Source organism: Leifsonia sp. NPDC080035, assembly GCF_040050925.1.
Lineage (GTDB): Bacteria > Actinomycetota > Actinomycetes > Actinomycetales > Microbacteriaceae > Leifsonia.
Window position 1 is genome coordinate 2,475,535 of record NZ_CP157390.1, and the last position, 26,657, is coordinate 2,502,191.

The window sequence follows — 26,657 nt, forward strand, 5'->3', positions numbered from 1 at the left end:
GATGGATGCCCCAGAAGGATGAGGTCGACCTCGACATTACCAACGTCGCGCACGGCGGCGTCTTCGTCGCCCGTCACGAGGGCAGGGTCGTCTTCGTCCCGGACACGATGCCGGGCGAGCGCGTGCGGGCCCGCATCGCCGATCGCACGCACGACCGGTTCTGGCGCGGCGAGACGGTCGAGGTCCTGGAGGCGGCGCCCGAGCGTCAGGATCACGTCTGGCCGGCTGCCGCCGTCGACCGGGAGCCGGGACGCCGCGCCGGGGGCGCCGAGTTCGGCCACATCCGGCTCGACCACCAGCGCGAGCTCAAGCGCCGCGTGATCGTCGACGCGCTGCAGCGCACGGCGAAGCTCGGCGCCGACGAGCTGGAGGCGCTCGGCCCCGTCGCCGTCGAACCCGTCGACGGTGAGACGGAAAACGGCACCGGATGGCGCACCCGCGTGCGGCTGCAGGTCGGGGCCGACGGCCGCATCGGTCCCTTCGCCGCACGCTCGCACACCGTCGTCCCGGTCTCGGAGCTGCCGTTGGCTACGGAGCTCGTGAACGAGTCGACTCCGTTCGGCCAGAGCTTCCCCGGCGCGGAGTCGGTGGACGTCGTCGCGACGGGGCTCGGCACCGCGCACGTGCTCGTCAACGACCCGCCGGTGAAGAAGGGAAGGCGCGTCATCCGGCCGCGGCACCGTCCCGTCCCCATCCGGGAGCGGGTGGGCGAGCGCGAGTTCCGGCTGGACGCCCGCGGCTTCTGGCAGGTGCACCGGGGCGCCGCCGCCACGCTGACGGCGGCGGTGCAGGAGGCGGTCGACGAGGCGCTCTTCGACCCGCGCGCCGCCAACCTCGACCTCTACGGCGGCGTCGGGCTGCTCGCCGCCGCACTCGGGGACCGGTTCGGCTCCACCCTGCGGATCACCTCGGTGGAGTCGGACGAGCGCGCCACCGACGATGCGGCGGAGAACCTCGCCGAGTGGATCGGCGCAGCAGCCGTCACCGCCCGCGTCGAGCACTTCGTCTCCGGGCTCGCGGTGGAGGCGACCGCGGCCGAGCGTGCGCGCCTGCGCGCGGCGACGGTCGTCCTCGACCCGCCGCGCTCCGGCGCCGGGCGTGCCGTCGTGGAGGCGGTGGCCGCGATGCGCCCGGCCCAGATCGTCTACGTCGCCTGCGATCCCGTCGCGCTGGCCAGGGACCTGGCCTTCTTCCGCGACCACGGCTACCCGCTGCGGACGCTGCGCGCGTTCGACCTCTTCCCGAACACGCACCACGTCGAAGCCGTCGCCACGCTGACGCCGTGACCGACGCGGAGCTCGCGCGCCCCACTACGATGGTCAGCATGGTGCGGGTGTCAATCGTCGACGATCATGAATCCGTGCGTCTCGGGCTCAAGGCGGCCTGTCAGGACGCCGGCTACGAGGTCGTCGTCGCGGCCGCGACGGTGGACGAGTTCGTCGCCCAGCTCGGCTCGCAGGAGTGCGACGTCGTCGTTCTCGACCTCTCGCTCGGCGACGGTTCGAAGGTGACGGACAACGTCAAACGGGCCCAGGCGACCGGCGCCGCTGTGCTGGTGCACAGCATCGCCGATCGGGTCGCGAGCGTCCGGGAGGCGCTCGCCGCTGGCGCAGCCGGCGTCATCCCGAAGTCCTCGCCGACCACGACGGTGATGAACGCGATCGAGACGGTCGCACGCGGCGACGTGCTCAACAACCTGGAGTGGGCGACCGCGATCGACGCGGACAGCGACTTCGCCAAGGCCCAGCTCGGGCGTCGCGAGCGCGACGTCCTGCACCTCTACGCGTCCGGCCTCCCGCTGAAGGCGGTCGCCGCCCAGCTCGGGATCGCCAACTCGACCGCTCGCGAGTACCTCGACAGGATCCGCGTGAAGTACGTCGAGGTCGGCCGGCCGGCGCCGACGAAGGTGGATCTGTTGCGCCGCGCGGTCGAGGACGGAATCCTGCCCGGGCTCGATCCCGAAACGGGCAATGAGCGCTCCTAGCGCGCCTCGGACCGTACCGGGCGCCCCGGTCGAGGGGGCCAAGCCGCGCAACCCGCTCAGCCGCGCACGCATCGAGCGCATCGCCGACCGCACCGTGTCGGCGTTCGGCCTGGTCTTCGGGCTGCAGACCATCCCCACTGCGATCGGGCAGCTGCACGCGCTCGTCGCGCCCTGGGGCCTCGTCATGTTCGTCGCCGTCTTCGGCGGCCTCGCCGTGACGGTCGTGCTCGCGGTCTTCCAGCGTTACGTGAAGACGGCGATGGGTATCCTCGCCGTCGTCTACCTCATCGCGATCGTCACCTGGCCGCTGCTGGTCGCCGACCCCGGCGCCTTCACGGCGGACAAGCCGTGGGTCTGGTTCCTCTGCTCCGTGTTCACCGCGTTCGCCGCCGTCGCCTACCCGCTGTGGCTGGCGATCGCGTACACGTTCATCACACCGGTCGCCTACGGCATCGTCCGGGCGTTGCCGGCGGGCGGCGGCGTCGGTGCCGAACTGGCCGGACTCGACGCCGTGTACGCGATCATCCTCGGCGGCGTCATCCTGGCCATCATCGCGATGATGCGGCAGGCGTCGACGGCGGTGGATGTCGCGCAGAGCCAGGCGCTGGCGAAGTACGGCAACGCCGTGCGGCAGCACGCGACCGAGGTCGAGCGCGTGCAGGTCGACGCGATCGTGCACGACAGCGTGCTGACCACGCTGCTCTCGGCCGCGAGCGCCAGGACGCCGGAGGCGAAGGAGCTCGCCGCCCGCATGGCCGCCGATGCGATCGGGCACCTGCACGCCGCGGAGGCGTCGGGCCCGGAGGATCAGTCGCAGGTCGGTCTGGAGCGGCTCTCGGACCGCCTGCTCACCGCCGCGAACGCCTTCTCGTCGCCGTTCGAGGTGGACTCCCGCGACACCGAGCTGGAGAGCCTGCCGGTGAACGTCGCCGAGGCCGTGTACTCGGCCGCCGTGCAGGCGATGGTGAACAGCACGCAGCACGCGGGCGGCCCGGAGGTGCGCCGGTCGCTGTCGATCCGCGGCGGTGCCGACGGCTCCACCGTCCGGATCGTGGTGGAGGACGACGGTCGCGGATTCACGGCGGAGGACGTCCCCGCCGAGCGGCTCGGACTGCGTGTGAGCATCCGCGAGCGGCTGGCGAAGGTGGGCGGCCGAGCGATCGTGCGGTCGGCGCCCGGCGAGGGGACGACGGTGACGATCGCGTGGCCGGCGGCGGAGCGCCAGGCGGTGTCCGAGCGGGAGCAGGAGCGCGCGGGATGATCACCCTCAACCGGCTCCTCTTCCTGGGCCTCGGAGCGCTGTTCTCGGCGTACCACCTGTTCCTCGCGCTCTCCTCGCTGTCCACGCCGGACAGCCCGGCACCGGCGATCGTGGCGATGGTCCTGTACGGCGTCGCGACGGTGATGAGCCTGTGGCCGACCAGCCCGACCAGGATGCCGCTCTGGCTCGCCGCCTTCGACCTCGCGGTCTGCGTGGTGATCCCCATCCTCGTCACCAGCCAGCTGGACGCGGTGAGGGACAACGGCTACGCCACCTGGTACGTCGCGGCGGTCGGCACGCTGATGACGATCTGCGCCGTGCGACGCCAGCAGTTCGTGGCGTGGGCCGGGGTCGTCTTCCTCGCCGTGCAGACCGTGGTGTGGGCGGGCTTCGGCGCTCTCGCCGGGCTGGGCGTGATCGGCTCGGTGGTGTGGGTGGGCGTCGCCGTCGTCATCTCGAACTCGCTCGCGAAGGCCGGCCGCGATGCGCTGCAGTTCGCGCGGGCCGAGCGTGAGGCGACGGAGTGGCAGGCGGCGCAGGAGGCGCACGTCATGGAGCGCCAGCTGCGCCTGCGCCAGACCTACCGCGTTGCTGCGCCGATGCTGGCGGAGATCGTCCGGCGCGGCGGCGACCTCACGGAGGCCGAGCGCAGGGAGTGCCGGTACCTCGAGGGCGCCATCCGCGACGAGATCCGCGGCCGCCGGCTGCTGAACGACGACGTCCGCCACGAGGTGATGGATGCCCGCCGGCGCGGCGTCGTTGTGTCGCTCCTCGACGAGGGCGGCATCGACGACCTCGACCAGCGCGGCCTCGACACGGTGCTCCGCCGGCTGGCGGACGCGATCCGCGGCACCACGACGGACAAGCTGATCGTCCGCACCGTCCCGCGCTCGTCGAAGACGGCCGTGACGGTCGTCGGCCTGCGGATGTCGGACGACGGCGCGGCGAACGCCCTCGGCGCGGAGTCGGACGACGACGAGGTCGACCTCTGGCTCGAGATCCCGCGCCCCATCGGCTGAGCCGGCGCGTCCGAGCCCTGGCGGCATTCGTCACGAATGGTCGCCGGTCGTCACGAATGTCGGCCGTTCGTGACGAATGAACCGCGGCTGTCCAGCCGTCAAATCGAGAATTCGGCTGACGGCACTTCACCTCGATCAGTCGGTCCTCGTCTCCGAGCGCCGAAGGATCCGCGAGGCGAGGGCGTACGAGCCGGCCGAGACGCCGAGGAGGACGACAGCGGTCGTGGCGAGAGGCCACGTCCAGCCGCTCACTGTGCGTTCATGCAGCTGGCTTGCGGTGTTGATGTAGCTGCAGGTGACGACGAGGGGTGGCCCGACTGAGCCGTCGATCTGCACATCAGCCGGATCTTCCGCGTCGCCGACTGCGGAATCGAACCACGTCACGCACAAGCTCGCCGGGCTCCCGGACAGCAGGTGTCTCGCAGTGAAGAATCCTGGGGAGGAGAAGTAGACGGCGAGGGGGAACGTCAGGGAAATGAGTGCGAGGCAGGCGGTGACGCCCGTCGCGCGCCAGCCCCGGACCCCCCACCTGCGCCGTAGCATGACGCCGAATACAACGGTCCCAACGACTCCTGCGGCGATCAGTGTGTAGATGAAGAGCGTCATAGGGATCGAACCCGACGGCAGGCTCTCTCGTCCGTCCGCCGCGAGAGCCCAGTCGCACGTCGTCCCGAGGGGCCATCCGTTCAGCGTCACCCGCACGGCGTCAGGGGCTTCGGAGACGAACACACCGGGTGGGGAGGGAGTGGAGCGGCATTGGTCCTTCAACGCCGCGTAGAGCACGACGAGATACAGTGCGACTCCTGTCGTCAGGGCGGCCAGCGACCCGGCGAGAGGGAGAAGCACGGGCCGTGCATTCGACGCACGCGGTCGACTCGGACTTTCCAGACCCCGCCGAATCCAACGCATCATGAGCCAAACGTGCCGGAGCTCGCCATGAAGCACAATGCTTGCATGCTAAATATCACTCTGGGCGGAGGCGATTGGGGCATGGCAGCGCGGCCGGAGTTCGCGGACACGAATCACAACCACTTAAAAGGAGAAAGGGGCCGACACCCGAATTGTCGGCCCCTTTTCAAACCCCGAGTCAGGGCGACAACCCGAATATCGCCCTGACTCGCCCCCAAAGCACTCGCCCGCTTACCCTAGTCGGCGAGTGATTGGCGGTGTGACTCACGAGGAGAGACACCTAGCAATAACCATATTGCTGGCACTCCAAGTAAATACATAGTCGTCATTTTGGAGGACACCAGGGGGACACCGCCCGGTCTACCGCGTACACCGGCGCGCGGAATCCCGCGTGTCCCCACAGTGGGGGACGCCCGGACCGGGGTACAGAGCAGGGGTCAACCCGAGAACGAGCGCCACATCCCGGGGCCGGGATGGATCGGCGTGCGCAGCTGACGGCGGCTGCGCTCCCACGCGTCCGGACCGACCTGCGGGCGGGCGTCCCTGGCGGCCGCAGCCTGCTCGGCAGCGGCGGCCGTGAGCACAGCGGTGACCGCGGCGATCTCCTCCGGGGTCACGCCGCGCGTGACGAACCGGATCTGCGACGGGTCGAGGGCCTCGCTCACAGCGGGATGTTCCCGTGCTTCTTCGGCGGCATCGACGCGCGCTTGGTGCGGAGCGCCCGCAGCGCCTTGATGACGGAGACGCGGGAGGCGGCGGGCTCGATCACGCCGTCCAGCTCGCCGCGCTCGGCCGCGAGGAACGGGCTCGCCACGTTGTAGGTGTACTCGCTGGCGAGCCGGGCGCGCACGGCGGCGACGTCCTCGCCCGCCTCCTCCGCGCGCTTGATCTCGCCGCGGTAGAGGATGTTGACGGCGCCCTGGCCGCCCATGACCGCGATCTCGGCGGTCGGCCACGCGAGGTTGATGTCCGCGCCGAGCTGCTTGGAGCCCATCACGATGTACGCGCCGCCGTACGCCTTGCGCGTGATGATCGTGACCAGCGGGACGGTGGCCTCCGCGTACGCGTAGAGCAGCTTGGCGCCGCGGCGGATGACGCCGGTCCACTCCTGGTCGGTGCCGGGCAGGTAGCCGGGCACATCGACGAGCGTGAGGATCGGGATGCCGAACGCATCGCAGAACCGGACGAACCGGGACGCCTTCTCGCCGGCGTCGATGTTCAGGGTTCCGGCCATCGAGCTCGGCTGGTTCGCGACGATGCCGACCGACCGGCCCTCCACGCGGGCGAAGCCGATCACGATGTTCGGCGCGAACAGCGGCTGCACCTCGAGGAACTCGCCGTCGTCGACGATGCCCTCGATGATCGTCTTCACGTCGTACGGCTGGTTCGGGGAGTCCGGGATGACCGTGTTCAACCGCTGGTCGGCGTCCGTGATCTCCAGCTCCGGCTCGGACTCGAACTGCGGCAGCTCGGCGAGGTTGTTCTGAGGAAGGTAGCTCAGCAGGGTCCGCGCGTAGTCGAGCGCGTCCTCCTCGTCGCTGGCGAGGTAGTGCGAGACGCCGGACACCTTGTTGTGGGTGAGCGCACCGCCGAGCTCCTCGAAGCCGACATCCTCGCCGGTGACGGTCTTGATGACGTCGGGCCCGGTGACGAACATGTGGCTGGACTTGTCCACCATGATCACGAAGTCGGTGAGCGCGGGGGAGTAGACCGCGCCGCCGGCGGCCGGCCCCATCACGATCGAGATCTGCGGGATGACGCCGGACGCCGCCGTGTTGCGGCGGAAGATCTCGCCGTACTTGCCGAGCGCGACGACACCCTCCTGGATGCGCGCACCGCCGGAGTCGAGGATGCCGATCATCGGCACGCCGGTCTTGATCGCGTGGTCCATGACCTTGATGATCTTCTCGCCGGCGACCTCGCCGAGAGAGCCGCCGAAGATCGTGAAGTCCTGGCTGAAGACCGCGACGTTGCGGCCGTGGATGGTGCCGACGCCCGTGACGACCGCGTCGCCGTACGGGCGCTTCGACTCCATGCCGAACGCGTGCGTGCGGTGCCGGACGAACTCGTCGAACTCGACGAAGGACCCGGCGTCGAGGAGCAGGTCGATGCGCTCGCGGGCGGTGAGCTTGCCCTTGGCGTGCTGCTTCTCGATCGCGGCCTGCCCGCTGGCGGTCACGGCCTCGTGGAAGCGCTCCTTCAGGTCGGCGAGCTTGCCGGCGGTCGTGGAGAGGTCGGGGGTCTGCCAGGTCACGGGGGAATCCAGTCCTTCTGTGTCGGTCACGCCGTTCACTCTACCGGCCAGTGGATGGGCCATGCCGTTGAGGATTCCCTACAAATCCGCGGGCGCACACTGGCAGACTGGAGCAATGAGCTACCGTCGCAGCCGCGCCGTCGTCCCGGTCATCGAGGTGCTCGAGGAGGCCTCCTCCACCAATGACGTGATGCAGCGCCGCGCGGGCGATCTCCCCGATCTCTCGGTCGTCCTGACCGACAACCAGACCGGTGGCCGCGGCCGCCTCGGCCGGGTGTGGGTCAGCCCACCGGGCAAGGCGCTCGCGATCTCGGTGCTGCTGAAGCCGGTGGGGCTTCCGCCCGAGGCGTTCGGCTGGTTCCCGCTGCTCGCCGGCCTCGCCATGAGCCGCGCCCTCTCCGGCTTCGTGCCCCGCGAGGTGGAGCTCAAGTGGCCGAACGATGTCCTGATCGACGGATCGAAGGTGTGCGGCATCCTCTGCGAGCTGCTGCCGGGGATGTCCGGGGTGGTCGTCGGCTCCGGCGTGAACCTCACCCTCGCCGCCGACGAGCTGCCGACCGAGACCTCGACCTCTCTGCTGCTCTCCGGCGCCGCCGAGCCCGACCAGGATGCGGTGCTCGCCGCCTACTTGACCGAGCTGACCGTGCTCTACCGCGAGTTCACCGCCGCCGGTGGCGACCCCGGCCGCAGCGCTCTCCGCGATTCGGTGGCGGCGGCGTGCCACACCCTCGGCCGGTCGGTGCGGGTCGAGCTGCCCGGCGGCGACGTCCTGCTGGGCACCGCGGTCGACATCGATGCATCCGGGCGACTCGTCGTCGAGTCGGATGCGGGCCGCACCGCGGTCGCGGCCGGCGACGTGACGCACCTGCGGTATTAATGGGAAGCATGAGCAGCACGCCGGACGGAAGCCCCGCCCAGCCTCCGGAGCGGGTGATCGCGCGCCTGCGACCGAACGCCAGGGCGCTGTTCTGGCCGAGCCTGGCGCTGATCGCCGCGAGCGGCGCCGCCGGGTACTTCGCCGGCAGGCTCGACGAGGTGTGGGAGATCGTGCTGCTGTGGGCGGCGGCGGCCGCGGTGCTGCTCCTGCTCTTCCTGCTCCCGCTCGCCGCCTGGCTGAGCCGCCGGTACACGATCACGACCCGCCGGCTCATCATCCGGCACGGGTTCTTCGTGCGCGTGCGGCAGGAGCTCCTGCACAGCCGCGGCTACGACGTCGCCGTGCGGCGCACCTGGCTGCAGAGCATCTTCCGCTCGGGCGATGTGCGCATCAACTCCGGACTGGATCACCCCGTCGTGCTCAAGGACGTGCCGAAGGCCGATCAGGTGCAGCGCGCGCTCAGCGAGCTGATGGAGCACGCCCAGACGGTCGTCGCGCTGCGCAGGCAGCAGTCCGAGTCAGTCTCGGACGAGACCACCGTCTGGGGATCCCGCTAGCGTCGGCGCGGTGACGGTCGCGGGCTCCGCGTTCGTGCTGCGCGCGCGCTTATTCGCCCGAGTGGGGGAGAAGACCCACCAGCGGTAGAACCCGAACCGGAACAGCATCCCGAGCACGAGCCCGACGCCGTTGGCGGAGATGTTGTCGGCCAACGGAGAGGTCAGCGCGAGCAGGTAGTGCGAGACCCACACGCACAGCAGCGGGATGCCCATTCCGGCGAGGCTGACGACGAAGAACTCCAGGCCCTCGCGGGTCGCGTTCTGCTGGCGCTGCCCGGAGAACGCCCAGAACCGGTTGCCCACCCAGTTCGCCGCGATCGCGACGAGGGTCGCGATCACTGTCGAGTAGATGGTCGCGTGCGGCACCCCGCGGAAGACGATCAGCAGCATCACGTTGAAGACGACGAGGTTCACGATGAACCCCATCGCACCGACCGCACCGAACTTGATCAGCTGCGGGAGGATGGGCGCCCTGCGCAGAGGGCCGGTCTTCTGTGTCGTCATGCTCCAGCCTGATGATGCGGGAAGATAGGGAGTGCGTGCGTTCGTCACACTACGCGAGCAGCGGGCCCCGTGTCTGGGAGTTGTCCGCGCACCGTATGAAGAGTATCGAGGAGACGTAGGAGCGATGGCTAGGAACAGAGTGGGAGTGATCGGCGGCGGTCAGCTGGCCAGGATGATGATCCCCCCGGCGGTCGAGCTCGGCATCGAGATCAGCGTCCTCGAAGAGGCCGAGGGCATGAGCGCCGACCTCGCCGCGACCGGCGTCGGCGACTACCGCGACCTGGACACCGTGCTCGCCTTCGCCGAGACCGTGGACGTCGTCACCTTCGACCACGAGCACGTGCCGCCGGCGATCCTGCGCGAGCTCGTCTCCCGCGGCGTCCCTGTGCATCCCGGTCCCGACGCGCTCCTGTACGCCCAGGACAAGCTGGCGATGCGGGCGAAGCTCTCCGAGCTCGGCCTGCCGGTGCCCGACTGGGCGGCCGTCGAGTCGGCCGACGAGCTCGCCGCGTTCCTGAACGACCACGGCGGCCGGGCCGTCGTGAAGACCGCGCGCGGCGGATACGACGGCAAGGGCGTCCGCGTCGTCACCGACGCGAACGGCGCGGACGACTGGTTCCTGGCGCTCGCCGAGGACGGCCGCGGCGGCGCGCTGCTCGTCGAGGAGCTGGTGCCGTTCCGGCGGGAGCTCGCCCAGCTGGTCGCGCGGCGGCCGTCCGGCGAGGTCGCCGCCTGGCCGGTGGTGGAGACGATGCAGCGCAACGGCGTCTGCGCCGAGGTGATCGCGCCGGCTCCGGGTTCCCAGGGCAAGGTGGCCCAGACCGCCGCCGAGATCGCTCGTGCGGTCGCGGACGGGCTCGGCGTCACCGGCGTGCTCGCTGTCGAGCTGTTCGAGACCACGGACGGCCGGGTCCTCGTCAACGAGCTCGCGATGCGCCCGCACAACAGCGGCCACTGGTCGATCGAGGGCGCGGTGACGAGCCAGTTCGAGCAGCACCTGCGCGCCGTGCTCGACCTGCCGCTCGGTGCGACGGCGCCCCGGGAGGAGTGGTCGGTGATGGTGAACATCCTCGGCGGCCCCGCGGAGGGGACGCTGCAGGACCGCTACCCCGCGGCGCTCGCCGCGCACCCCGAGGCCAAGTTCCACGGCTACGGCAAGGCGCCGCGGCCGGGGAGGAAGGTCGGTCACGTGACGGTCGGCGGAGACGACCTGGACGACGTCGTGTACCGGGCGAGAGCGGCGGCCGCCTTCTTCGAGGGCTGACCAAGGCCGCGCGGCGACGGGCCGCGTGCCTTACCGGGCGGCGCATCCGCCCGCCTTTAGCATGATCACCATGCCCACCCCCTCCCAGCCCCTGGTGTCCGTCGTGATGGGCTCCGACTCGGACTGGTCGGTGATGCAGGAGGCGTCCCGGCTGCTCACCGAGTTCGGTGTCGAACACGAGGTGGAGGTCGTCTCCGCGCACCGCACCCCCGAGAAGATGATCGAGTTCGGGAAGGTCGCGGCCTCGCGCGGCGTCCGTGTCATCATCGCCGGCGCCGGCGGAGCCGCGCACCTGCCCGGGATGCTCGCCGCCGTGACGACGCTCCCGGTCGTCGGCGTCCCCGTTCCCCTCTCCCGCCTCGACGGGCTGGACTCCCTGCTCTCCATCGTGCAGATGCCCGCCGGCGTGCCGGTGGCGACCGTGTCCATCGGCGGGGCGCGGAACGCGGGCCTCCTCGCCGTCAAGATCCTCGCCACGTCCGACCCCGAACTGTCCGCTGCCCTCGAGCGGTTCGCCGCCGAGCTGGAGGCGAGCGTCGAAGAGAAGAACGCTGCGCTCAAATCCCGGCTATGACCACCGCGACACCGCTCCGCAACCCGGACGCCAGTTCCCCGCACCTGATGACCAAGCGCGGCTGGTGGCTCGTGGCGATGAACATCCTGCTGCCGGGGTCCGTCCAGCTCGTCGCGGGCGACCGGCGGCTCGGCCGGGTGGGCATCCTCGCGACCCTGCTGTTGTGGCTGCTCGCGCTTCTCGGCCTGATCGTCGCGCTCGTCGCCCCGTCGACGGCGTACACGCTCGCGACCCAGGCGGGGAGCCTCACCGCGGTCCAGGTCGCGCTCATCCTCTACGCGGTGCTCTGGGTGGTGCTCACGCTGGACACCCTGCGCCTGGTGCGCCTGGTGCGCGCCCGCCCGAACGCGCGCGGCTGGATCGCCGCGTTCGCGGTGCTGGTCCTCGTGGGTCTCGCCGGGACCGCGGGCTACGGCTCCGTCGTCGCCGGCTCGGCGCGCGGCGCGCTCGGCGACATCTTCGGGGCGGGCCCGTCGGAGCCGCCCGTGAACGGCCGCTACAACATCATGCTGCTCGGCGGCGACGCCGGTCCCGACCGGGAGGGGCTGCGACCCGACTCCATGTCGATCGTCAGCATCGACGCCACCACCGGCAAGGCGGTGACGATCGGTCTGCCGCGCAATCTCGACCCCGTCCCGTTCCCGTCGTCCTCGCCGCTGCACGCGCTCTACCCGGACGGTTACGGCTACGACGACCGCTGCGACGTGGACGTCTGCCAGCTCAACTCCATCTACACCGAGGTCGAGACGTACAAGTCGGACCTGTACCCGGACGCGAAGAAGAAGGGGAGCGAGCCCGGCATCGAGGCGATGCGGGATGCGCTCGAGGGCGCGACCGGGCTCACCATCCAGTACTACGTGCTGATCGACATGCAGGGCTTCGCCGACCTGATCGACGCCCTGGGCGGGGTCGACATCACGGTGAAGGAGCGCGTGCCGATCGGCGGCGACGAGAACCTCAACGGCGTCGTCGAGTGGATCGAACCCGGCACGCACCACATGGACGGCTACCACGCGCAGTGGTACGCGCGGGCACGGCACGGCACGAGCGACTACGACAGGATGGTCAGGCAGCGCCAGCTGCAGGACGCCATCCTCAAGCAGGTGAACCCGGTGAACGTCGTTTCGAAGTTCGAGGGCATCGCCAAGGCGGGCGCGCAGGTGATGAAGACGGACATCCCGCAGTCGATGCTCGGCTACTTCGTCGACCTGGGGATGAAGACCCGGAAGGCACCCGTCGACAAGCTGGAGCTCGTCCCGCCCGCCATCGATCCCGAGGACCCGGACTACACGAAGATCCGCGACCTGGTGCGCACCGCGGTCGCCCCCGCGAAACCCCGCTCGTAGGCCCCGCCGCGTCCAGCTGACCCCTGAACGGGTCACAGGGACTGCCCAGGGTCGATGGGTACCGTCGCCCGCCTATGACGGGTACAGGTGGAAGCGTGGCAGAGAATTCGGTGACCAAAGGGAGCGGCAGGCTGACCGCGCTCGACGGCCTGCGCGGACTCGCGGCCGTCGTCGTGGTGTTCCACCACGCTCTCTACACGAACCCCGACTTCCCGGGCGCCCCGGGCGGAGGAAACGCTCCGCTGGGGTCCCCGATGTGGTGGATCAGCTACACCCCGCTCAAGCTGTTCTCGGCCGGTGTCGAGTCGGTCATCGTCTTCTTCGTGCTCTCCGGGCTCGTCGTGACGCTCCCCGCGGTGCGCAAGCGCGGCTTCGACTGGGTCGCCTACTTCCCGCGCCGCGTCGTGCGCCTCATGGTCCCCGTCGCCGCGTCCGTGCTCCTCGCCGCCGTGTGGGTGGCGGCCATCCCGCAGGTCTCCACCCAGGCGAAGGACACCTGGCTGAGCAGCTCCTCGACGCCGAACTTCTCGTGGGAGTACATCGTCAAGGCCATCGACCTCCTCGGCGGCGACGGGCAGATCAACAACCCGCTCTGGTCCCTGCGCTGGGAGCTCGTGTTCTCCCTGCTGCTCCCGGTCTTCGCGATCGCCGCCATCGCGGTGCGCAAGTGGTGGCTCGCCGGACTGGTCGCCGCGTGCGCGATCACGTGGCTCGGCGCTCGCGCCGGCTCCGCGGAGCTCGAGTACCTGCCCGCGTTCTTCGTCGGCGCGGTGATCGCGGTCCGGATGGACGCGGTGCGCAACGTCGCCGACCGCATCAACACGCACTGGTGGCGGCATCCGCTCTGGGCCGCGCTCACCATCGGCAGTGCGATGCTGCTGATCGGGCCGTGGCTGGTCGGCCCGAGCGTCTCCGGGATGATCGAGCTCGTCGCGGTCTTCAAGGGCCTCGTCCCGCTCGCCGCCGCGGGCCTGGTGGTCGCGGCGCTCGGCTGGAAGCCGCTGCGGGCCGCGTTCGAGTCAGCGCCGCTGCAGTTCGCGGGCCGCATCTCGTTCAGCCTGTACCTCGTGCACGTTCCGATCATCATCTTCAGCACATACCTGTTCGCGGGCCAGACCTGGTATGTCCCGCTGCTGTTCGCCATCCCGCTCGCCGTGCTCGTGGCGATGGGCTTCACCTGGCTGGTGGAGCAGCGCAGCCACGGCTGGTCGAAGTCGGTCGGCCAGTGGGCGTCGCGCCGGTACAGCAGCTGGTTCGGCCGCGAGGACACCGCCGAGCGGGACGCGCGAGCCGTTCGAGACCGCGACACCGCGGACAGCGCCTCCCGCTAACCCCTTCGGCAGGCCGCGTCAGAGGTCGGCGTGCAGCTGCCAGACGCGCTCGGCCGAGTCGCGCCAGCTGAAGGCGCGCGCACGGTCGGACGCGAGCACGCCGAGGCGCGAACGCAGCTCCCCGTCGTCCAGCACCCGGCCGATGGCGGCCGCAAGGCGCGCCGTGTAACCGTCCTCGTCCTCCGGAGACGACGGCCGCTCCACGATCAGGCTCGCCCCCGCGGCGACCTCGACCAGCGCCGGGTCGTCCGAGTGGATGACCGGGAGGCCGAACTTGAACGCCTCCACGACCGGAAGGCCGAAGCCCTCGGCGACGCTCGGGTAGACGAAGAGGGTCGCCCGGTCGAGCGCGACGGCCAGGTCGGCGTCGTCGAGGTGCCCGAGCGTGCGCACGCGGTCCTCAGGCAGGCCCGCAGCGGCCGCGACGCCGGTCGCCGTCCCGTCGCCGTACCGGTCGGGACCCGCGACGAGCAGGGGGATGCCGTGCGCCTCCGGCCGCGCGACGGCGCGGATCAGCGGAGCGACGCCCTTCCGCGGCGAGATGGAGCCGAGGGTGAACGCGTACGTCTCGGGGAGGCCGAGGCGCTCGGCGCGCTCGTCCGCATCCGCGGGGAGGCGCAGCGTGGCAGCGGGCGCGCCGCCGATGACGCGCACGCGGTCGCCGAGATCCATCACGTCGGCGAGGCGGTCCGCGACGGCGTGGGAAGGGACGACGATCGCGTCGGCGTGCTTCCTCGCGCGCTTGGCCATCGCCTTCGTCCACATCGCGCCCGCGGTGCCGAGCGCTTCGGGGTGGGTCCAGGCGAGCGTGTCGTGGATCGTCACCGTGGTCTGGTCGCCCTCGGCCTTGTCGTGCTTGCGCAGCGGGGCGAGAAGGCTCGGCGCGTGCACCATCCCGCGGATGCCGCCGACGGGGATGCCCGACTGCCAGGCGACCGTGAGCTCGCGCCGGCCGAGCGGCAGGCGCACGACGTCCGCGACGCCGGGCAGCAGGCGGCGCACCTCCTCGAGCTGCTCGTCGGAGACGTTCGAGACGATCGCCTGCACGTCGCAGCCCGCGGGGGCGGTCGCGATCAGCTGACGGGTGAGCTCCTCCGTGTAGCGGCGCGTGCCGCCGGGAGCGTCACCGATCAGTTCATCGACCACCACCGTGAGTGTCGTCATTCTCCAGCTCCAGCACTCCATGGCGCGCCGCGTCCGCGAGCGCGTCCTCCCAGGACCGCATGGGCGCGAGGCCGGCCTTCGCCCATCCCTCGTGTCCGAGTACCGAGAACGAGGGCCGTGGCGCCGGCCGTACGAACGTGGCGCTGTCGGTCGGTGTGACCCTATCAGGGTCCAATCCGGCGACGCTGAAGATCGCCTTCGCGAACTCGAACCAGCTCGCACGGCCGGAGTTGGTGCCGTGGTAGACGCCGGCGGGGGCGTCCGCCTCCAGCAGCGCCACGATCTGCCGGGCGAGGTCGCCGGTCCACGTCGGCTGTCCCACCTGGTCTGCGACGACGCTGACGGTCTCGTGGCTCTGCGCCAGCCTGACCATCGTGCGGGCGAAGTTCGGTCCGCCCGCCCCGTACAGCCAGGCGGTGCGGACGACGAACGCGCCGTCGGGATGCGCGGCGAGCGCGAGCTCCTCGCCGGCGGCCTTGGTGCGGCCGTAGGCGTTGATCGGGTCGCGGGGCGTGTCTTCCGCGTACGGTTCGGTCGCGTGGCCGTCGAAGACGTAGTCGGTCGACACGGTCACGAAGCGTGCACCGTTCGCCGCGGCGGCGATCGCGAGGTTCTCCGTGCCGAGTGCGTTGATCGCGTAGGCCTCGTCCTCGTGGGTCTCCGCGTCGTCCACCTTCGTGTAGGCGGACGCGTTGATCACGACGTCGTGGCCGGGGGCGGCGGCGAGGACCGCGTCCCGGTCGGTCACGTCCAGGTCGGCGCGGCGCAGGGCCGTGACCTCGTGGCCGGCCAGGGCCTTCTGCAGGTCCTGGCCGAGCATCCCGGCGGCGCCGGCGATGAGGATGCGCTTCATGCTCTGCACGCGCTCAGTTGTCGAGCGCGGCGCGGGCCTTCAGCGGCTCCCACCAGTCGCGGTTGTCGCGGTACCACTGGACGACGTCGGCGAGGCCCTGCTGGAACGGCACGAGCGGCTCGTAGCCGAGCTCCGACTGGATCTTCGAGATGTCGACCGAGTAGCGCAGGTCGTGGCCGAGGCGGTCGGCGACGCGGTCGACGTACGACCAATCCTTGCCCGTCGCATCCAGCAGCAGCTGGGTGAGCTCCTTGTTGGTCAGCTCGGTGCCGCCGCCGATGTTGTAGATCTCGCCGGCGCGGCCGTTCACGAGCACCATCGCGATGCCGCGGGTGTGGTCGTCGACGTGCAGCCAGTCGCGGATGTTGTTGCCCTCGCCGTAGAGCGGGACGTGCTTGTCGTCGATCAGGTTCGTGACGAACAGCGGGATGACCTTCTCGGGGAAGTGGTACGGGCCGTAGTTGTTCGAGCAGCGCGTGATCGAGAGGTTGAGGCCGTGGGTGCGGAAGTAGCTGCGGGCGAGCAGGTCGCTGCCGGCCTTCGACGCGGAGTACGGCGAGTTCGGCTCGAGCGGCCGGTCCTCGGCCCACGAGCCCTCGGCGATGGAGCCGTAGACCTCGTCGGTGGAGACGTGGACGAAGCGCTCGACCTTGTTGCGCAGCGCCGCATCCAGCAGCTGCTGCGTGCCGAGCACGTTGGTCTCCACGAAGATGGATGCGTCGCGCACCGAGCGGTCGACGTGCGACTCCGCGGCGAAGTGGACGACGGCGTCGATCGACGGGAACAGCTCGTCCAGCAGGCCGCCGTCGCGGATGTCGCCCTTGACGAAGGTGTAGCGCGGCGAGTCGGCGACGGGCGCGAGGTTCGCCAGGTTGCCGGAGTAGGTCAGCGCGTCCAGCACGACGACCTCGGCGCCTTCCAGGCCGGGGTAGGCGTCCTGGAGCGTGCGACGGACGAAGTTGGAGCCGATGAACCCGGCGCCACCGGTGACGAGAATCTTCATGGAGGTATGGCCTGCCTTGTGGTGTCGGAATGATCCCGGGCGATTCTACAGGGCCGATTGCGGAACACCCGTGGCGTCCCGATAGGCTGCCCGAATGGGACTCAGGGGAAAGTCGCGCTGGGGGCGCGCGCTCACGACCGTTCTCGTCTCGATCACGGCGGTCGCCGGCGGCCTGGTTGCGGTCGCCCCCGCTGCCGTCGCCGACGACGGCGATCGGGCCGCGGCCTACTACGCGTCGGTCGCCAAGGCCACCGAGGGCCGGGTGGCGACGCCCGAGCAGGAGAACGCGAACACGGCCGCGGCTCTGGCGGGAGGGCTGCACAGCCTCGCGGCGTCGGACGCCGACCCGTCGAAGTTCGTGGCGGGCAACCTCGTCAGCGATGCGGTGTTCTTCAACGGCTCCGCCTGGAGCCAGACGACGATCCAGAACTTCCTGAACGGGAAGGTCGCGACCTGCAAGGCGACGACCGGTCCCGCCTGCCTGAAGACCTACACCGTCGCGACGACGACCAAGCCGGCGAACGCGCAGTGCGGGGCGTACACGTCCCCCGGTGTCCCCGAGAACGCCGCGAGCATCGTCTCGAAGGTCGCGGTGGCCTGCGGCATCAACCCGGTCGTCCTGCTCGTCATGATGCAGAAGGAGCAGGGACTCGTCACCTCGAGCGCTCCGACGCAGCGGATGTACGACTTCGCGACCGGCTGGAACTGCCCGGACTCGACCGGCTGCGACAGCAGCACGGGATCGACCGGCCTGTTCAACCAGGTGTACGGAGCGGCCTGGCAGTTCAAGCGCTACGGCGTCAGCAGCTCCTTCAACTGGTACCCGGTGCGCGCCATGTCCGGCATCCTCTACAGCAGCACCAACGCGTCGTGCGGCAAGAAGCAGGTGGTCATCCAGAACAAGGCGACCGCGGCGCTCTACTACTACACGCCGTACACGCCGAACGCCGCATCCCTCGCGAACTACCCCGGTGAGGGCGACGGCTGCTCCGAATACGGCATCCGGAACTTCTGGATGATGCTGAACTCCTGGTACGGATCGTCGACGGCGGGCAGCCCGGCGCTGACGAGCCGCATCTCCGGCTCGGAGCGCTTCGCGACCGCGATCGCCATCTCGCAGGCCGCGTATCCCACGCCGGGCACCGGCATCCCCGTCGCCTTCATCGCCAACGGGCTCACCTTCCCCGACGCGCTCGCCGCTGCGCCGGCGGCGGCCGCGATGGGAGGCCCGCTGCTGCTGACCACCACGACGTCCGTGCCGGCCAACATCCTGACGGAGCTCACCCGGCTGAAGCCGGCGCGGATCATCGTCGCCGGAGGTGTCGGCGTCGCGAACGACAACGTCGTCAAGCAGCTGGCGGCGGTCAACGGCGGGACGCCGGTCGAGCGCCTCTCCGACACCAACCGCGAGGGCACCTCCCGGGTCATCGCCGCGCGGGCGTTCCCGACGGCGCCGATCGCGTACGTGGCCTCGTCGCTCGACTTCCCGGACGCGCTCTCGGCCGGCGCCGCCAAGCGACCGGTCATCCTCGTCAACGGGGCGACGCCGGACTCGGGGACGCTGGCGACGCTGCGCGCGCTCAAGGTCACCACCGTGAAGATCGCGGGCGGCACCGGCGTGGTCTCCGCCTCGTTCGAGGCGGGACTGAAGTCGGCCGGCTTCTCCGTTCTCCGCGTCAGCGGCGCTGACCGGTACCAGACCAGCCTCGCCGTCTCGAAGGACGCCTTCCCGTCCGCGACGGGGACGACGCTCCTCGCCTCCGGCAGCACCTTCCCCGACGCGCTCGCGGGAGCCGCGTACGCGGGCAAGGCCGGCGCGCCGCTGCTGGTGGTCCGCGTCGGCTGCGTGCTCCCCGGGGCGGCGAACCTCGCGCTGCGCTCCGCGTCCATCCGGCTGCTTGGCGGCACCGGCGCCCTCGGGACGACGGTCGGCGATCTCGCGGTCTGCCCGTAGCGGGGGAGGATCGGCCCGCGGCTATCCTTGCCTGAACACGATCGTCAACGAGGATGCGGAGACCGATTTGCCTGAGCACCCCCAGCCCGCCTGGCTGAACGACGCCTCCTACTGGCAGCCGGCGCATCGCCCGCTGTCCGCCTGGGTGGAGCACGCGCCGTTCGCCTTCTGGATCGTGGAGCAGACGCGGCCGCGCTCGATCGTGGAGCTCGGCACGCACTGGGGGTACTCCTACTTCGTCTTCTGCGAGGCGGTGAGGCGGCTGGGACTGCCGACCCGCGTGCACGCCCTCGACACCTGGGAGGGCGAGGAGCACGCCGGCCGCTACGGCGAGGAGGTCTTCGCGTACGTCGCGGCCACGACCGAGGCCGACTACCGCGACATCGGGACGATGCATCGCGGCTACTTCTCCGACCGCGTCTCCGACTTCGAGGACGGCAGCATCGACCTGCTGCACATCGACGGCCGCCACGGCTACGACGACGTGCGGGAGGACTTCGAGCTCTACCGGCCGAAGCTGTCCGACCGGGCCGTGGTGCTCTTCCACGACATCACCGAGCGGCAGGAGACGTTCGGGGTGTGGAAGTTCTGGGCGGAGGTGTCCGCGCAGTTCCCCTCGTTCGCCTTCGAGCACGAGCACGGTCTCGGCGTCCTCGGCGTCGGCGCGGACCTGCCGGAGGGGATGCGCGCCTTCTTCGCTGCGGCAGGGCAGCAGCCGGAGCGGGTGCGCGCGACCTACGAGGCACTCGGCGGCGACATCCGCCGCTACGTCGATCTCGAGAGCGAGGCGGCGGCCCTGCGCGAGGAGACCTCGCGACTGCGCTCCGACCTGGACGCGGCCCGCGCCGAGTCGGAGCGGCTCGCGGCCGACCGTCAGGGTCTCGTCAATCAGCTGGACGCCGTGCACGCAAGCAGCAGCTGGCGCCTGACCCGCCCGGTGCGCTGGGTGAGCTCCAGTCTTCGGCGCTCGTCGTGACCGGGAGCTCCGCAGCGGCCCCTTGCTAGACTCCCGGAGTGCAGATTCGCGAGCTGAGCATCCCCGACGCCTACGAGATCACCCCGGTCCAGCACGCCGACGACCGCGGACTCTTCTTCGAGTTCTACCGGTTCGACCGGCTGGAGGAGGCTGTCGGCCACTCCTTGGACCTCAAGCAGGGGAACACCTCGGTGTCCCGACGCGGGTCGGTCCGCGGCATCCACTTCGCGGACATCCCGCCGAGCCAGGCCAAGTACGTGATGGCGCCGCGCGGCGCCGTGCTCGACTTCGTGATCGACATCCGCGTCGGCTCGCCGACGTTCGGGAAGTGGGACTCGGTGCTGCTGGACGACACCGACCGCCGGGCGATCTACGTCGCCGAGGGCCTCGGGCACTGCTTCGTGGCGCTGACCGACGACGCGACGGTGAGCTACCTCGTCACCGACGTCTACAACCCCACCCGCGAGCACGGGATCAACCCGCTCGACCCGCAGATCGCGCTCGAGTTCCCCGTCCCGGCGGACGAGCTGCTGCTCTCGCCGAAGGACACCGAGGCGCCGAGCCTCGCCGACGCCGCCGAGAGCGGACTGCTGCCGACCTGGGACGCGGCGCGCGCGTTCTACGCGTCGCTCGACGACAAGTAAGGAACACTCGACACCATGCGCGGAATCATCCTCGCCGGCGGATCCGGCACGCGGCTGTGGCCCATCACCAAGGGCATCTCCAAGCAGCTCATGCCGATCTACGACAAGCCGATGGTCTACTACCCCCTGTCCACGCTGATGATGGCCGGCATCAACGAAGTCCTCATCATCACGACGCCGGAGTACAACGACCAGTTCCGTGCGCTGTTCGGTGACGGCTCGCACCTCGGCATCCGGATCGAGTACGCCGTCCAGCCCTCTCCGGACGGTCTCGCCCAGGCGTTCATCATCGGCGAGGAGTTCATCGGCGACGAGTCCGTCGCACTGGTGCTCGGGGACAACATCTTCCACGGCAGCGGGCTCGGCTCGGCGCTCCGTGCGCACAACGACATCGACGGCGCCCTCATCTTCGCTTACCAGGTCAGCGACCCGACCGCCTACGGTGTCGTCGAGTTCGACGACGACTTCCGGGCACTCTCGATCGAGGAGAAGCCGGCGACCCCGAAGAGCAACTTCGCCGTCCCAGGGCTCTACTTCTACGACAACGACATCGTGCGGATCGCGAAGAGCATCACGCCGAGCGCGCGCGGTGAGCTCGAGATCTCGACGGTCAACGAGCGCTACCTGGAGGCTGGCAAGCTGCAGGTGCAGGTGCTCGACCGGGGCACCGCGTGGCTGGACACCGGGACGTTCGAGTCGATGATGCAGGCGTCCGAATACGTGCGGGTCATCGAAGACCGCCAGGGCTTCAAGATCGGCTGCGTCGAGGAGATCGCCTGGCGCGCGGGCTGGATCTCGGATGAACAGCTGGGCGAGCTGGCGAAGCCGCTCATCAAGAGCGGCTACGGCCGGTACCTGAAGAGGCTCCTCGAGGCATGACCGCCACCACGCCCGGGATCGCACCGCCGCTTCACCGCGGCCGCCGGTTCCGGGCGTGGACGCTGCTCAACTGGGTCCCGATCGTCCTGGTCCTTGCCTCCCTGCTGGTGACGGGCGTCGTGACGGTGCGGCACACCCAGGCGCTCTCGCCGCTGGACGAGTGGGTCTATTACGACTACACGCTCAAGATCCCGTCGCAGGGCATCGTCCACCGCGGCGAGACCCTCGGGAAGGGCGCGCTCGAGCAGATGTCGTGCTTCGGCGATGCGTACGGCCGCAGGGGAGACCCGTGCGGCAGCGACTACTCCGACCTGTCGCGCTACCCGCAGGGCGCGAAGACCAGCGCGGACATCTACCCGCCCACCTACTTCGCGGTCACCTGGGCGATCGGCGAGGCCATCCATGCCGTCACCGGCATCGACTTTCTCACCGCGGCGCGGCTGAGCGGCCTGTTCTGGCTGTCCGGCGGCGTGCTCGTCCTCTACCTCCTGCTCCGGCGCTTCGGCGTCCCGAAGCTCGTGACCCTCGGCGTCGGGCTGATCGTGATCGCGTCGCCGTCCACCTACTGGTCGTCCACCTACATCTCCACCGACGCTCCCGTGCTCCTCGCGGGGGCCGCGGCGCTGCTCATCGCCTTCCGCGCGATCGACGGGAAAGGCGGGGGCTGGTGGCTGGTGCCGATCGCGGTGGTCTGCGCATTGACGAAGGTCACCACGCTGCTCGGGGTCGGGCTGGCCGTGCTCATCCTGCTGATGTACGCCCTCTGGCGGCGGGGTACGGAGCCGCTGGGACGCGACCACCGGCGGCGGCTCATCCTGATCGCGGTCGTCAGTGCGGTCGCAGCCGTCGCGGCGCAGGTGCTCTGGATCGGCGTGCGCGCCCTGATCGCCGTCGGGCCGGCCATCGGCCAGGGCGTCGAGTCGGCGGGACCGATCGGCGTGCGCTGGCTGCTCACCATGGCGACGGTGTTCGTCGACCCCGGTCCGCTCCTGTTCGCAGGCTGGAACCCGGGCTGGCGGCTGCCCGCGATCGTTCAGCTGCCGATGCAGTGGCTGCCGATCGCCGGTGTCGTCGGTGCGCTGTTTATGGCGACGCGCTCCATCGCGACCAAGGCGTTCGGGATCGCGACGGCCGTCTCGCTCGTGGTCTTCGCACCGCTTCTGGCACTGGCCATGAGCGTCGCGCTCGGCGGCGTCTACCCTGTGCCGCCGCGCTACGGCATCGCGTTGATCCCGGCGTTCATGACCGCACTGGCACTCATCGTCCGCAATCGGCTGGCGACGTGGCTCCTGATCGGCTACGGCGCGTTCTGCTGCGTCGTGATCGTCGTCTACGCCATCCTGCACCGCTGACCGGGCGGGCCTGCGGCGGCGACGTCTAGTGCAGGGACGCCTGGTACGCCTCGACGGTCGTCTCCACGTCGCCGACCGTGCGCAGCACGCCCTTGTCGAGCCAGGCGGCGTGGTCGCACATCTCCTCGACCGTCGCGAGCGAGTGGCTCACGAGGATGACCGTCCTGCCCTGCGCGTGGAAGTCCTGGAACTTGAGCTGGCAGCGCTTCTGGAACTCCGCGTCGCCGACCGCGAGCACCTCGTCCACGACGAGGATCTCCGGCTCGACGCTGATCGCGACCGAGAAGCCGAGGCGCACGTACATGCCGGAGGAGTAGTTCTTCACCGGCTGGTCGATGAAGTGCTGCACACCCGAGAAGGCGACGATCTCGTCGAACTTGCGGTCGACCTCCTTGCGGCCCATGCCGAGGATGGAGCCGTTCAGGTAGATGTTCTCGCGGCCCGAGAGCTCCGGGTGGAAGCCGGAACCGACCTCCAGCATCGCCGCGAGCGAGCCGTTGGCGCGGATGGAGCCCTTCTCGGGGTAGTAGATCTTCGCAAGGCACTTGAGCAGGGTGGACTTGCCGGAGCCGTTGCTCCCGATCAGGCCGAACGTGGAACCCGTCGGCACCTCGAACGACACGTCCTTCAGTGCCCAGAAGTCCTCGTGCACCGACACCCGGCGCCGCGCGATGGCGGACTTCAGGCTCTGATTGCGCTCGTGGTACAGCCGGAACTTCTTGCTGACGTCGGCGACTTCCACCGCGATATCGGTCACAGCAGTTCAGCCAATCTCTTCTCCTTGCGGGCGAACACCCAGCCGCCGATCGCGAGGGCGAGGATGGCCCACACGAGGCACGCGACGGTATCGGGCACCGTCGGCCAGGTGTTGTCGTAGAGCAGGGACCGGAACACCCCGACGAAGTGGAGCATCGGGTTCAGCTCGTAGATGTCGAGGACGGTGATCGGGGTGCCGAGCAGGCCGCCGATCTTCTCCGACTGATCGGCCACCAGCTTGATCGGGTAGACGATCGGGGTCATGTACATCCAGAACTGCAGGACGATCGTCAGCAGGTACTGGGTGTCCCGGAAGTAGACGTTCGCGATCGAGAGCAGCAGCGCGACGCCGGTGGCGAACACCGCCAGCACGAGCATCGCGAGCACGACGAGCGGCAGCCACGGCCACACGAAGCCGCCGACGACGAGCAGGGCGATGATCAGGATGGCCATCTCGAAGAGCCAGTTGTACGCGACCGAGAACACGGTCGAGACCGGGAGCACGAGACGCGGGAAGTAGACCTTCGTGATCAGCCCCGCGTTGGCGACGAGCGAGCCCATCCCCGTCGAGACCGCCGTGGAGAAGAACGTCCACGGCAGCAGGCCGCAGAGCAGCCAGAGCGCGTAGAAGTCGAGACCGCTCGGGTCGCCCTTCGGCGGTGCGACGCGGAACACGAACGAGAACACGAACGTGTAGACCAGCATCGAGGCGAGGGGGCTGACCAGGGACCAGAGCCGGCCGAAAATCGTACGCTTGTACTGGCCCCTGACCTCTCGGAGCACGAGGTTCGATAGGAGTTCTCGGGCGCCGAGGACTTCTTTGATGTAGCTCATCGATCCTCGTTCGTGCGGGTGCTGGCCTATCGGCCACAAGACACTCCAGCATACAACTAGGATTGAACGGATCATGACCGAGCCAGCCCGCGACGCCCGACCCCGCGCGGCCGTCGTGACGGTCAGCTACGGCTCGGAGGGCGTGCTGCCTGGCTTCCTCTCCGGGCTCGCGGAGGACATCGCCGCGGGGGTCGACGTGGTGGTCGCGGACAACGCGCCCGCGCCGGATTCGCCGGTCGAGACGATCGTCAGGGCCGCCGGTGCGCGCTACGTCCCGCTGGACGCCAACCACGGCTACGGCGGCGCGATCAACAGGGCGATCGCGACGCTCCCCGTCGAGATCGACTGGGTGCTGATCAGCAACCCCGACGTCGTCCTCGCACCCGGTGTCGTCGACACCCTGATCCGTACCGGTGCGGAGGCGCCGGACATCGGCAGCGTCGGACCCGCTGTGCTCACGGCCGAGGGCGAGGTCTACCCGTCCGCCAGGGACGTGCCCTCCATCCGCAGCGGCGTCGGTCACGCGCTCTTCGCCAACCTGTGGCCGGACAACCCGTGGACGCGCCGCTACAAACGCTCCACCGAGTCGGGCGGCCGCCGCGACGCCGGCTGGCTCTCGGGTTCCTGCGTGCTGGTCCGCCGCAGCGCGTTCGAGGCCGTCGGCGGGTTCGACGAGGAGTTCTTCATGTACTTCGAGGACGTCGACCTCGGCTACCGGCTCGGCCTCGCCGGCTACCGGAACGTGTATCAGCCGGACGTGTCGGTCGTGCACTCCGGTGCGCACTCGACGCGTACCAACCAGGCGGCGATGGTCGCCGCGCACCACGAGAGCGCCCGGCGCTTCCTGCACAAGAAGTACAGCGGCGTGCTGCTCGCGCCCGTGAGGCTGACCCTCGGCGTCGGCCTCGCCGCGCGCTCGTGGGTCGCGCAGCGCAAGGCCGACAGCTAGCGCGTGCCCCCGGCGCCCCGGCGACGGCGACTGCGGCCGGCCGAGGGGGAGATCACGTCCTTGACCAGGCGGATCGGGAGCGTGACCCGCCAGGAGGTGCTCGACTCCATGCCGCGGATGCGGGTCTGCAGATCCGCGATGATGCGCGTGCGCGGGGTGAGCAGGGTGAGCGGGGAGTCGGGGGCCGGGTGCGGATCCTTCACGAACTCCACGAGCGGCGCCAGGACCTTCCTCCAGCGCATGGTCTCGGCGAACTCGCGGACGCGTTCCGTGATCGCCGCGGACTCCGCCTCGTCGTAGAGAACGGACTCGAGCGCGTCGGCGAGGGCCGCCGCATCCACCGGCGGGACGACCCTGCCGAGGCCGTGCTCGCGCACGAGACCGGCGAAGGTGTCGCCGTCGGTCGTGACGATCGGCAGCGAGGCCCAGAGGTAGTCCAGGATGCGCGTGCGGAAGCTGAACGCGGTCTCCAGGTGCTCGAAGTGGGTGCTCGCGCCGAGGTCGGCGTCCAGCAGGAAGTCGGCGCGCTCGTTGTACGGCACCCAGTCGTCATGGAAGAAGACCGAGGTGCCGGCGAGGCCCTTCGCGTCGGCGAGGTCGCGCGCCTTCGTCACCATCTCCATCTTGGGGACGTGCCGGTTGGGATGTCCGGCGCCGAGGAAGAACAGCCGGACGTCGTCGTGGCGCGCGCTCAGCAGCTCGACGGCCTCGATGAGCGTGATGGGGTCGAACCAGTTGTAGATCCCGCCGCCCCAGAGGATGACCTTGTCCGTCTCGGCGATGCCGGGAACGACGCCCTTGATGCCGTGCGTTCGCTGCACGGGCGGCTGGTCCTGGATGCCGAACGGCACCACGGAGAGCAGGCGCCGAAGGCTCGGGTCGTCGCCGTAGGTGAACGGGTTCACGCGGTAGACGGCGGCGAGCTGGCCGAGCCAGAAGTCCCGCTGCTTCTCCGACGCGCACATCATGAAGTCGGCGCGCTCGATCTGGTCGTTCAGGACCTCCGCGGTCTCCAGGATCGCCCGGAGCCGGTCGTCCTCCGGCATCCCGACGGTCTGCTCGAGCTGCTCGAGGTGCATCGGGTCGTAGATGTCGGCGACGATGATCACCGGGGCGCGCTTGATCCACGGGAAGCTCGAGAGCACGTGGCCCTGGAAGACGACGACGTCGGCCCAGGCGACGTGACCGCGCAGCGTCGCCTCGTCGGCGAATCCGACGGGGAAACGCGTCGACTCGAGGTCGGCGGCAACGGTGGACACCAGCCGGACGTCGGCGACGTCGGAGAGCACTGTCGCCATCTCCCATGCCCGGATCGCCGGTCCCGCCATCCGCTTGCCCAGCGAATCCGGTGTGATCACCAAGACCTTGGTCGTGCCGCGCTCGTCTTCCGTTGCCATTCCCCGATACCCGTTA

Annotated in this window: 26 protein-coding genes; 16 read left to right on the top strand and 10 right to left on the bottom strand. The window is 70.0% G+C overall.

All coding sequences use genetic code 11. The annotated features are described in order from the left end of the window. Positions 1-5 precede the first annotated feature (5 nt). From AAME72_RS12070 to AAME72_RS12085, 4 genes are read left to right on the top strand one after another with little or no spacing between them, the layout of a single operon-like run. Positions 6-1,286: a TRAM domain-containing protein gene (locus AAME72_RS12070; RefSeq protein WP_348786800.1), complete on the top strand. Its 1,281-nt coding sequence runs from the start codon at positions 6-8 to the stop codon at positions 1,284-1,286. A 38-nt stretch (positions 1,287-1,324) separates the two neighbouring features. Next, positions 1,325-1,984, top strand: a complete 660-nt coding sequence (locus AAME72_RS12075) for a response regulator transcription factor (RefSeq protein WP_348790126.1) — start codon at positions 1,325-1,327, stop codon at positions 1,982-1,984. After that, entirely contained in the window at positions 1,971-3,245 is a 1,275-nt protein-coding gene (locus tag AAME72_RS12080; protein WP_348786801.1) for an ATP-binding protein, read from the top strand. The genes AAME72_RS12075 and AAME72_RS12080 overlap by 14 nt, the downstream gene beginning before the upstream one ends. Continuing rightward, on the top strand, positions 3,242-4,264 hold the full coding sequence (locus tag AAME72_RS12085) for a hypothetical protein (RefSeq protein ID WP_348786802.1): 1,023 nt from the start codon (positions 3,242-3,244) through the stop codon (positions 4,262-4,264). Before AAME72_RS12080 ends, AAME72_RS12085 begins: the two co-directional genes overlap by 4 nt. Positions 4,265-4,399: 135 nt before the next feature. On the opposite strand, the gene AAME72_RS12090 is transcribed toward AAME72_RS12085, so the two are convergent. The 3 genes from AAME72_RS12090 to AAME72_RS12100 form a co-directional block, all read right to left on the bottom strand. After that, positions 4,400-5,110, bottom strand: a complete 711-nt coding sequence (locus tag AAME72_RS12090) for a hypothetical protein (protein WP_348786803.1) — start codon at positions 5,108-5,110, stop codon at positions 4,400-4,402. Between the two features lie 500 nt (positions 5,111-5,610). Then, the gene (locus AAME72_RS12095; protein WP_348786804.1) at positions 5,611-5,838 is read right to left on the bottom strand and encodes an acyl-CoA carboxylase epsilon subunit; all 228 of its coding nucleotides are present in this window, start codon (positions 5,836-5,838) and stop codon (positions 5,611-5,613) included. Next, positions 5,835-7,439: an acyl-CoA carboxylase subunit beta gene (locus AAME72_RS12100; protein ID WP_348790127.1), complete on the bottom strand. Its 1,605-nt coding sequence runs from the start codon at positions 7,437-7,439 to the stop codon at positions 5,835-5,837. The genes AAME72_RS12095 and AAME72_RS12100 overlap by 4 nt, the downstream gene beginning before the upstream one ends. A 103-nt stretch (positions 7,440-7,542) precedes the next feature. Between AAME72_RS12100 and AAME72_RS12105 the strand changes: the two genes are divergently transcribed. Together AAME72_RS12105 and AAME72_RS12110 are read left to right on the top strand one after the other, a co-directional pair. Continuing rightward, positions 7,543-8,304: a biotin--[acetyl-CoA-carboxylase] ligase gene (locus AAME72_RS12105; RefSeq protein WP_348786805.1), complete on the top strand. Its 762-nt coding sequence runs from the start codon at positions 7,543-7,545 to the stop codon at positions 8,302-8,304. 8 nt (positions 8,305-8,312) lie between these two features. After that, positions 8,313-8,861: a PH domain-containing protein gene (locus AAME72_RS12110; protein ID WP_348786806.1), complete on the top strand. Its 549-nt coding sequence runs from the start codon at positions 8,313-8,315 to the stop codon at positions 8,859-8,861. Here the strand turns inward: AAME72_RS12110 and AAME72_RS12115 are convergent. Next, positions 8,823-9,365 (bottom strand): GtrA family protein, encoded by a 543-nt coding sequence (locus tag AAME72_RS12115; RefSeq protein ID WP_348786807.1) that lies wholly within the window; start codon positions 9,363-9,365, stop codon positions 8,823-8,825. The genes AAME72_RS12110 and AAME72_RS12115 overlap by 39 nt on opposite strands. Before the next feature lie 124 nt (positions 9,366-9,489). Between AAME72_RS12115 and AAME72_RS12120 the strand changes: the two genes are divergently transcribed. The 4 genes from AAME72_RS12120 to AAME72_RS12135 all read left to right on the top strand — a co-directional run bounded on the left by AAME72_RS12120 (position 9,490) and on the right by AAME72_RS12135 (position 13,880). Then, entirely contained in the window at positions 9,490-10,629 is a 1,140-nt protein-coding gene (locus tag AAME72_RS12120) for a 5-(carboxyamino)imidazole ribonucleotide synthase (protein ID WP_348786808.1), read from the top strand. Positions 10,630-10,699: 70 nt separating this feature from the next. Continuing rightward, positions 10,700-11,203, top strand: coding sequence for a 5-(carboxyamino)imidazole ribonucleotide mutase (purE, locus tag AAME72_RS12125; RefSeq protein ID WP_348786809.1), 504 nt, complete (start codon positions 10,700-10,702; stop codon positions 11,201-11,203). Continuing rightward, complete coding sequence (locus AAME72_RS12130; RefSeq protein ID WP_348786810.1) at positions 11,200-12,549, top strand: LCP family protein; 1,350 nt, start codon at positions 11,200-11,202, stop codon at positions 12,547-12,549. Before purE ends, AAME72_RS12130 begins: the two co-directional genes overlap by 4 nt. A 110-nt stretch (positions 12,550-12,659) precedes the next feature. Next, a complete protein-coding gene (locus AAME72_RS12135; RefSeq protein ID WP_348786811.1) occupies positions 12,660-13,880 on the top strand; it encodes an acyltransferase in 1,221 nt (406 codons plus the stop codon). A gap of 18 nt (positions 13,881-13,898) precedes the next feature. Here AAME72_RS12135 and AAME72_RS12140 read toward each other — a convergent pair whose 3' ends face one another. The 3 genes from AAME72_RS12140 to rfbB are packed head-to-tail and all read right to left on the bottom strand — an operon-like array spanning position 13,899 to position 16,900. Then, the gene (locus tag AAME72_RS12140; RefSeq protein ID WP_348786812.1) at positions 13,899-15,044 is read right to left on the bottom strand and encodes a glycosyltransferase family 1 protein; all 1,146 of its coding nucleotides are present in this window, start codon (positions 15,042-15,044) and stop codon (positions 13,899-13,901) included. After that, complete coding sequence (gene rfbD, locus AAME72_RS12145) at positions 15,016-15,897, bottom strand: dTDP-4-dehydrorhamnose reductase (protein ID WP_348790128.1); 882 nt, start codon at positions 15,895-15,897, stop codon at positions 15,016-15,018. The genes AAME72_RS12140 and rfbD overlap by 29 nt, the downstream gene beginning before the upstream one ends. Before the next feature lie 13 nt (positions 15,898-15,910). Next, positions 15,911-16,900: a dTDP-glucose 4,6-dehydratase gene (gene rfbB, locus AAME72_RS12150; protein ID WP_348786813.1), complete on the bottom strand. Its 990-nt coding sequence runs from the start codon at positions 16,898-16,900 to the stop codon at positions 15,911-15,913. A gap of 94 nt (positions 16,901-16,994) precedes the next feature. Here rfbB and AAME72_RS12155 point away from each other — a divergent pair, with 94 nt between their 5' ends. The 5 genes from AAME72_RS12155 (at position 16,995) to AAME72_RS12175 (ending at position 22,705) form a co-directional block, all read left to right on the top strand. Further along, on the top strand, positions 16,995-18,854 hold the full coding sequence (locus AAME72_RS12155; RefSeq protein WP_348786814.1) for a cell wall-binding repeat-containing protein: 1,860 nt from the start codon (positions 16,995-16,997) through the stop codon (positions 18,852-18,854). A 67-nt stretch (positions 18,855-18,921) separates the two neighbouring features. Then, positions 18,922-19,830, top strand: a complete 909-nt coding sequence (locus AAME72_RS12160) for a class I SAM-dependent methyltransferase (RefSeq protein WP_348786815.1) — start codon at positions 18,922-18,924, stop codon at positions 19,828-19,830. A gap of 38 nt (positions 19,831-19,868) precedes the next feature. Next, on the top strand, positions 19,869-20,474 hold the full coding sequence (gene rfbC / locus AAME72_RS12165; protein WP_348786816.1) for a dTDP-4-dehydrorhamnose 3,5-epimerase: 606 nt from the start codon (positions 19,869-19,871) through the stop codon (positions 20,472-20,474). Between the two features lie 15 nt (positions 20,475-20,489). Beyond that, positions 20,490-21,353, top strand: a complete 864-nt coding sequence (rfbA, locus tag AAME72_RS12170; RefSeq protein ID WP_348786817.1) for a glucose-1-phosphate thymidylyltransferase RfbA — start codon at positions 20,490-20,492, stop codon at positions 21,351-21,353. Beyond that, positions 21,350-22,705: a phospholipid carrier-dependent glycosyltransferase gene (locus tag AAME72_RS12175; protein WP_348786818.1), complete on the top strand. Its 1,356-nt coding sequence runs from the start codon at positions 21,350-21,352 to the stop codon at positions 22,703-22,705. The genes rfbA and AAME72_RS12175 overlap by 4 nt, the downstream gene beginning before the upstream one ends. A 25-nt stretch (positions 22,706-22,730) precedes the next feature. On the opposite strand, the gene AAME72_RS12180 is transcribed toward AAME72_RS12175, so the two are convergent. Next, a complete protein-coding gene (locus AAME72_RS12180) occupies positions 22,731-23,462 on the bottom strand; it encodes an ABC transporter ATP-binding protein (protein ID WP_348786819.1) in 732 nt (243 codons plus the stop codon). Further along, complete coding sequence (locus AAME72_RS12185; protein ID WP_348786820.1) at positions 23,459-24,295, bottom strand: ABC transporter permease; 837 nt, start codon at positions 24,293-24,295, stop codon at positions 23,459-23,461. Before AAME72_RS12185 ends, AAME72_RS12180 begins: the two co-directional genes overlap by 4 nt. Positions 24,296-24,323: 28 nt before the next feature. On the opposite strand from AAME72_RS12185, the gene AAME72_RS12190 reads away from it, so the two are divergent. Then, positions 24,324-25,244 carry a glycosyltransferase family 2 protein gene (locus tag AAME72_RS12190; RefSeq protein ID WP_348790129.1) on the top strand — a complete coding sequence of 307 codons (921 nt, stop codon included), beginning with the start codon at positions 24,324-24,326 and terminating at the stop codon, positions 25,242-25,244. On the opposite strand, the gene AAME72_RS12195 is transcribed toward AAME72_RS12190, so the two are convergent. Continuing rightward, the gene (locus AAME72_RS12195; protein WP_348786821.1) at positions 25,241-26,641 is read right to left on the bottom strand and encodes a glycosyltransferase; all 1,401 of its coding nucleotides are present in this window, start codon (positions 26,639-26,641) and stop codon (positions 25,241-25,243) included. The two genes, AAME72_RS12190 and AAME72_RS12195, sit on opposite strands and share 4 nt — an antisense overlap. Between the last annotated feature and the right edge of the window lie 16 nt (positions 26,642-26,657).

Bases quoted from the DNA above. Each gene is read 5' to 3' on its own strand.
- AAME72_RS12070 (WP_348786800.1), top strand. From the start codon at position 6: ATGCCCCAGAAGGATGAGGTCGACCTCGACATTACCAACGTCGCGCAC.
- AAME72_RS12075 (WP_348790126.1), top strand. From the start codon at position 1,325: ATGGTGCGGGTGTCAATCGTCGACGATCATGAATCCGTGCGTCTCGGG.
- AAME72_RS12080 (WP_348786801.1), top strand. From the start codon at position 1,971: ATGAGCGCTCCTAGCGCGCCTCGGACCGTACCGGGCGCCCCGGTCGAG.
- AAME72_RS12085 (WP_348786802.1), top strand. From the start codon at position 3,242: ATGATCACCCTCAACCGGCTCCTCTTCCTGGGCCTCGGAGCGCTGTTC.
- AAME72_RS12105 (WP_348786805.1), top strand. From the start codon at position 7,543: ATGAGCTACCGTCGCAGCCGCGCCGTCGTCCCGGTCATCGAGGTGCTC.
- AAME72_RS12110 (WP_348786806.1), top strand. From the start codon at position 8,313: ATGAGCAGCACGCCGGACGGAAGCCCCGCCCAGCCTCCGGAGCGGGTG.
- AAME72_RS12115 (WP_348786807.1), bottom strand. From the start codon at position 9,365: ATGACGACACAGAAGACCGGCCCTCTGCGCAGGGCGCCCATCCTCCCG.
- AAME72_RS12120 (WP_348786808.1), top strand. From the start codon at position 9,490: ATGGCTAGGAACAGAGTGGGAGTGATCGGCGGCGGTCAGCTGGCCAGG.
- purE (WP_348786809.1), top strand. From the start codon at position 10,700: ATGCCCACCCCCTCCCAGCCCCTGGTGTCCGTCGTGATGGGCTCCGAC.
- AAME72_RS12130 (WP_348786810.1), top strand. From the start codon at position 11,200: ATGACCACCGCGACACCGCTCCGCAACCCGGACGCCAGTTCCCCGCAC.
- AAME72_RS12140 (WP_348786812.1), bottom strand. From the start codon at position 15,044: ATGACGACACTCACGGTGGTGGTCGATGAACTGATCGGTGACGCTCCC.
- rfbD (WP_348790128.1), bottom strand. From the start codon at position 15,897: ATGAAGCGCATCCTCATCGCCGGCGCCGCCGGGATGCTCGGCCAGGAC.
- rfbB (WP_348786813.1), bottom strand. From the start codon at position 16,900: ATGAAGATTCTCGTCACCGGTGGCGCCGGGTTCATCGGCTCCAACTTC.
- AAME72_RS12155 (WP_348786814.1), top strand. From the start codon at position 16,995: ATGGGACTCAGGGGAAAGTCGCGCTGGGGGCGCGCGCTCACGACCGTT.
- rfbA (WP_348786817.1), top strand. From the start codon at position 20,490: ATGCGCGGAATCATCCTCGCCGGCGGATCCGGCACGCGGCTGTGGCCC.
- AAME72_RS12175 (WP_348786818.1), top strand. From the start codon at position 21,350: ATGACCGCCACCACGCCCGGGATCGCACCGCCGCTTCACCGCGGCCGC.
- AAME72_RS12185 (WP_348786820.1), bottom strand. From the start codon at position 24,295: ATGAGCTACATCAAAGAAGTCCTCGGCGCCCGAGAACTCCTATCGAAC.
- AAME72_RS12195 (WP_348786821.1), bottom strand. From the start codon at position 26,641: ATGGCAACGGAAGACGAGCGCGGCACGACCAAGGTCTTGGTGATCACA.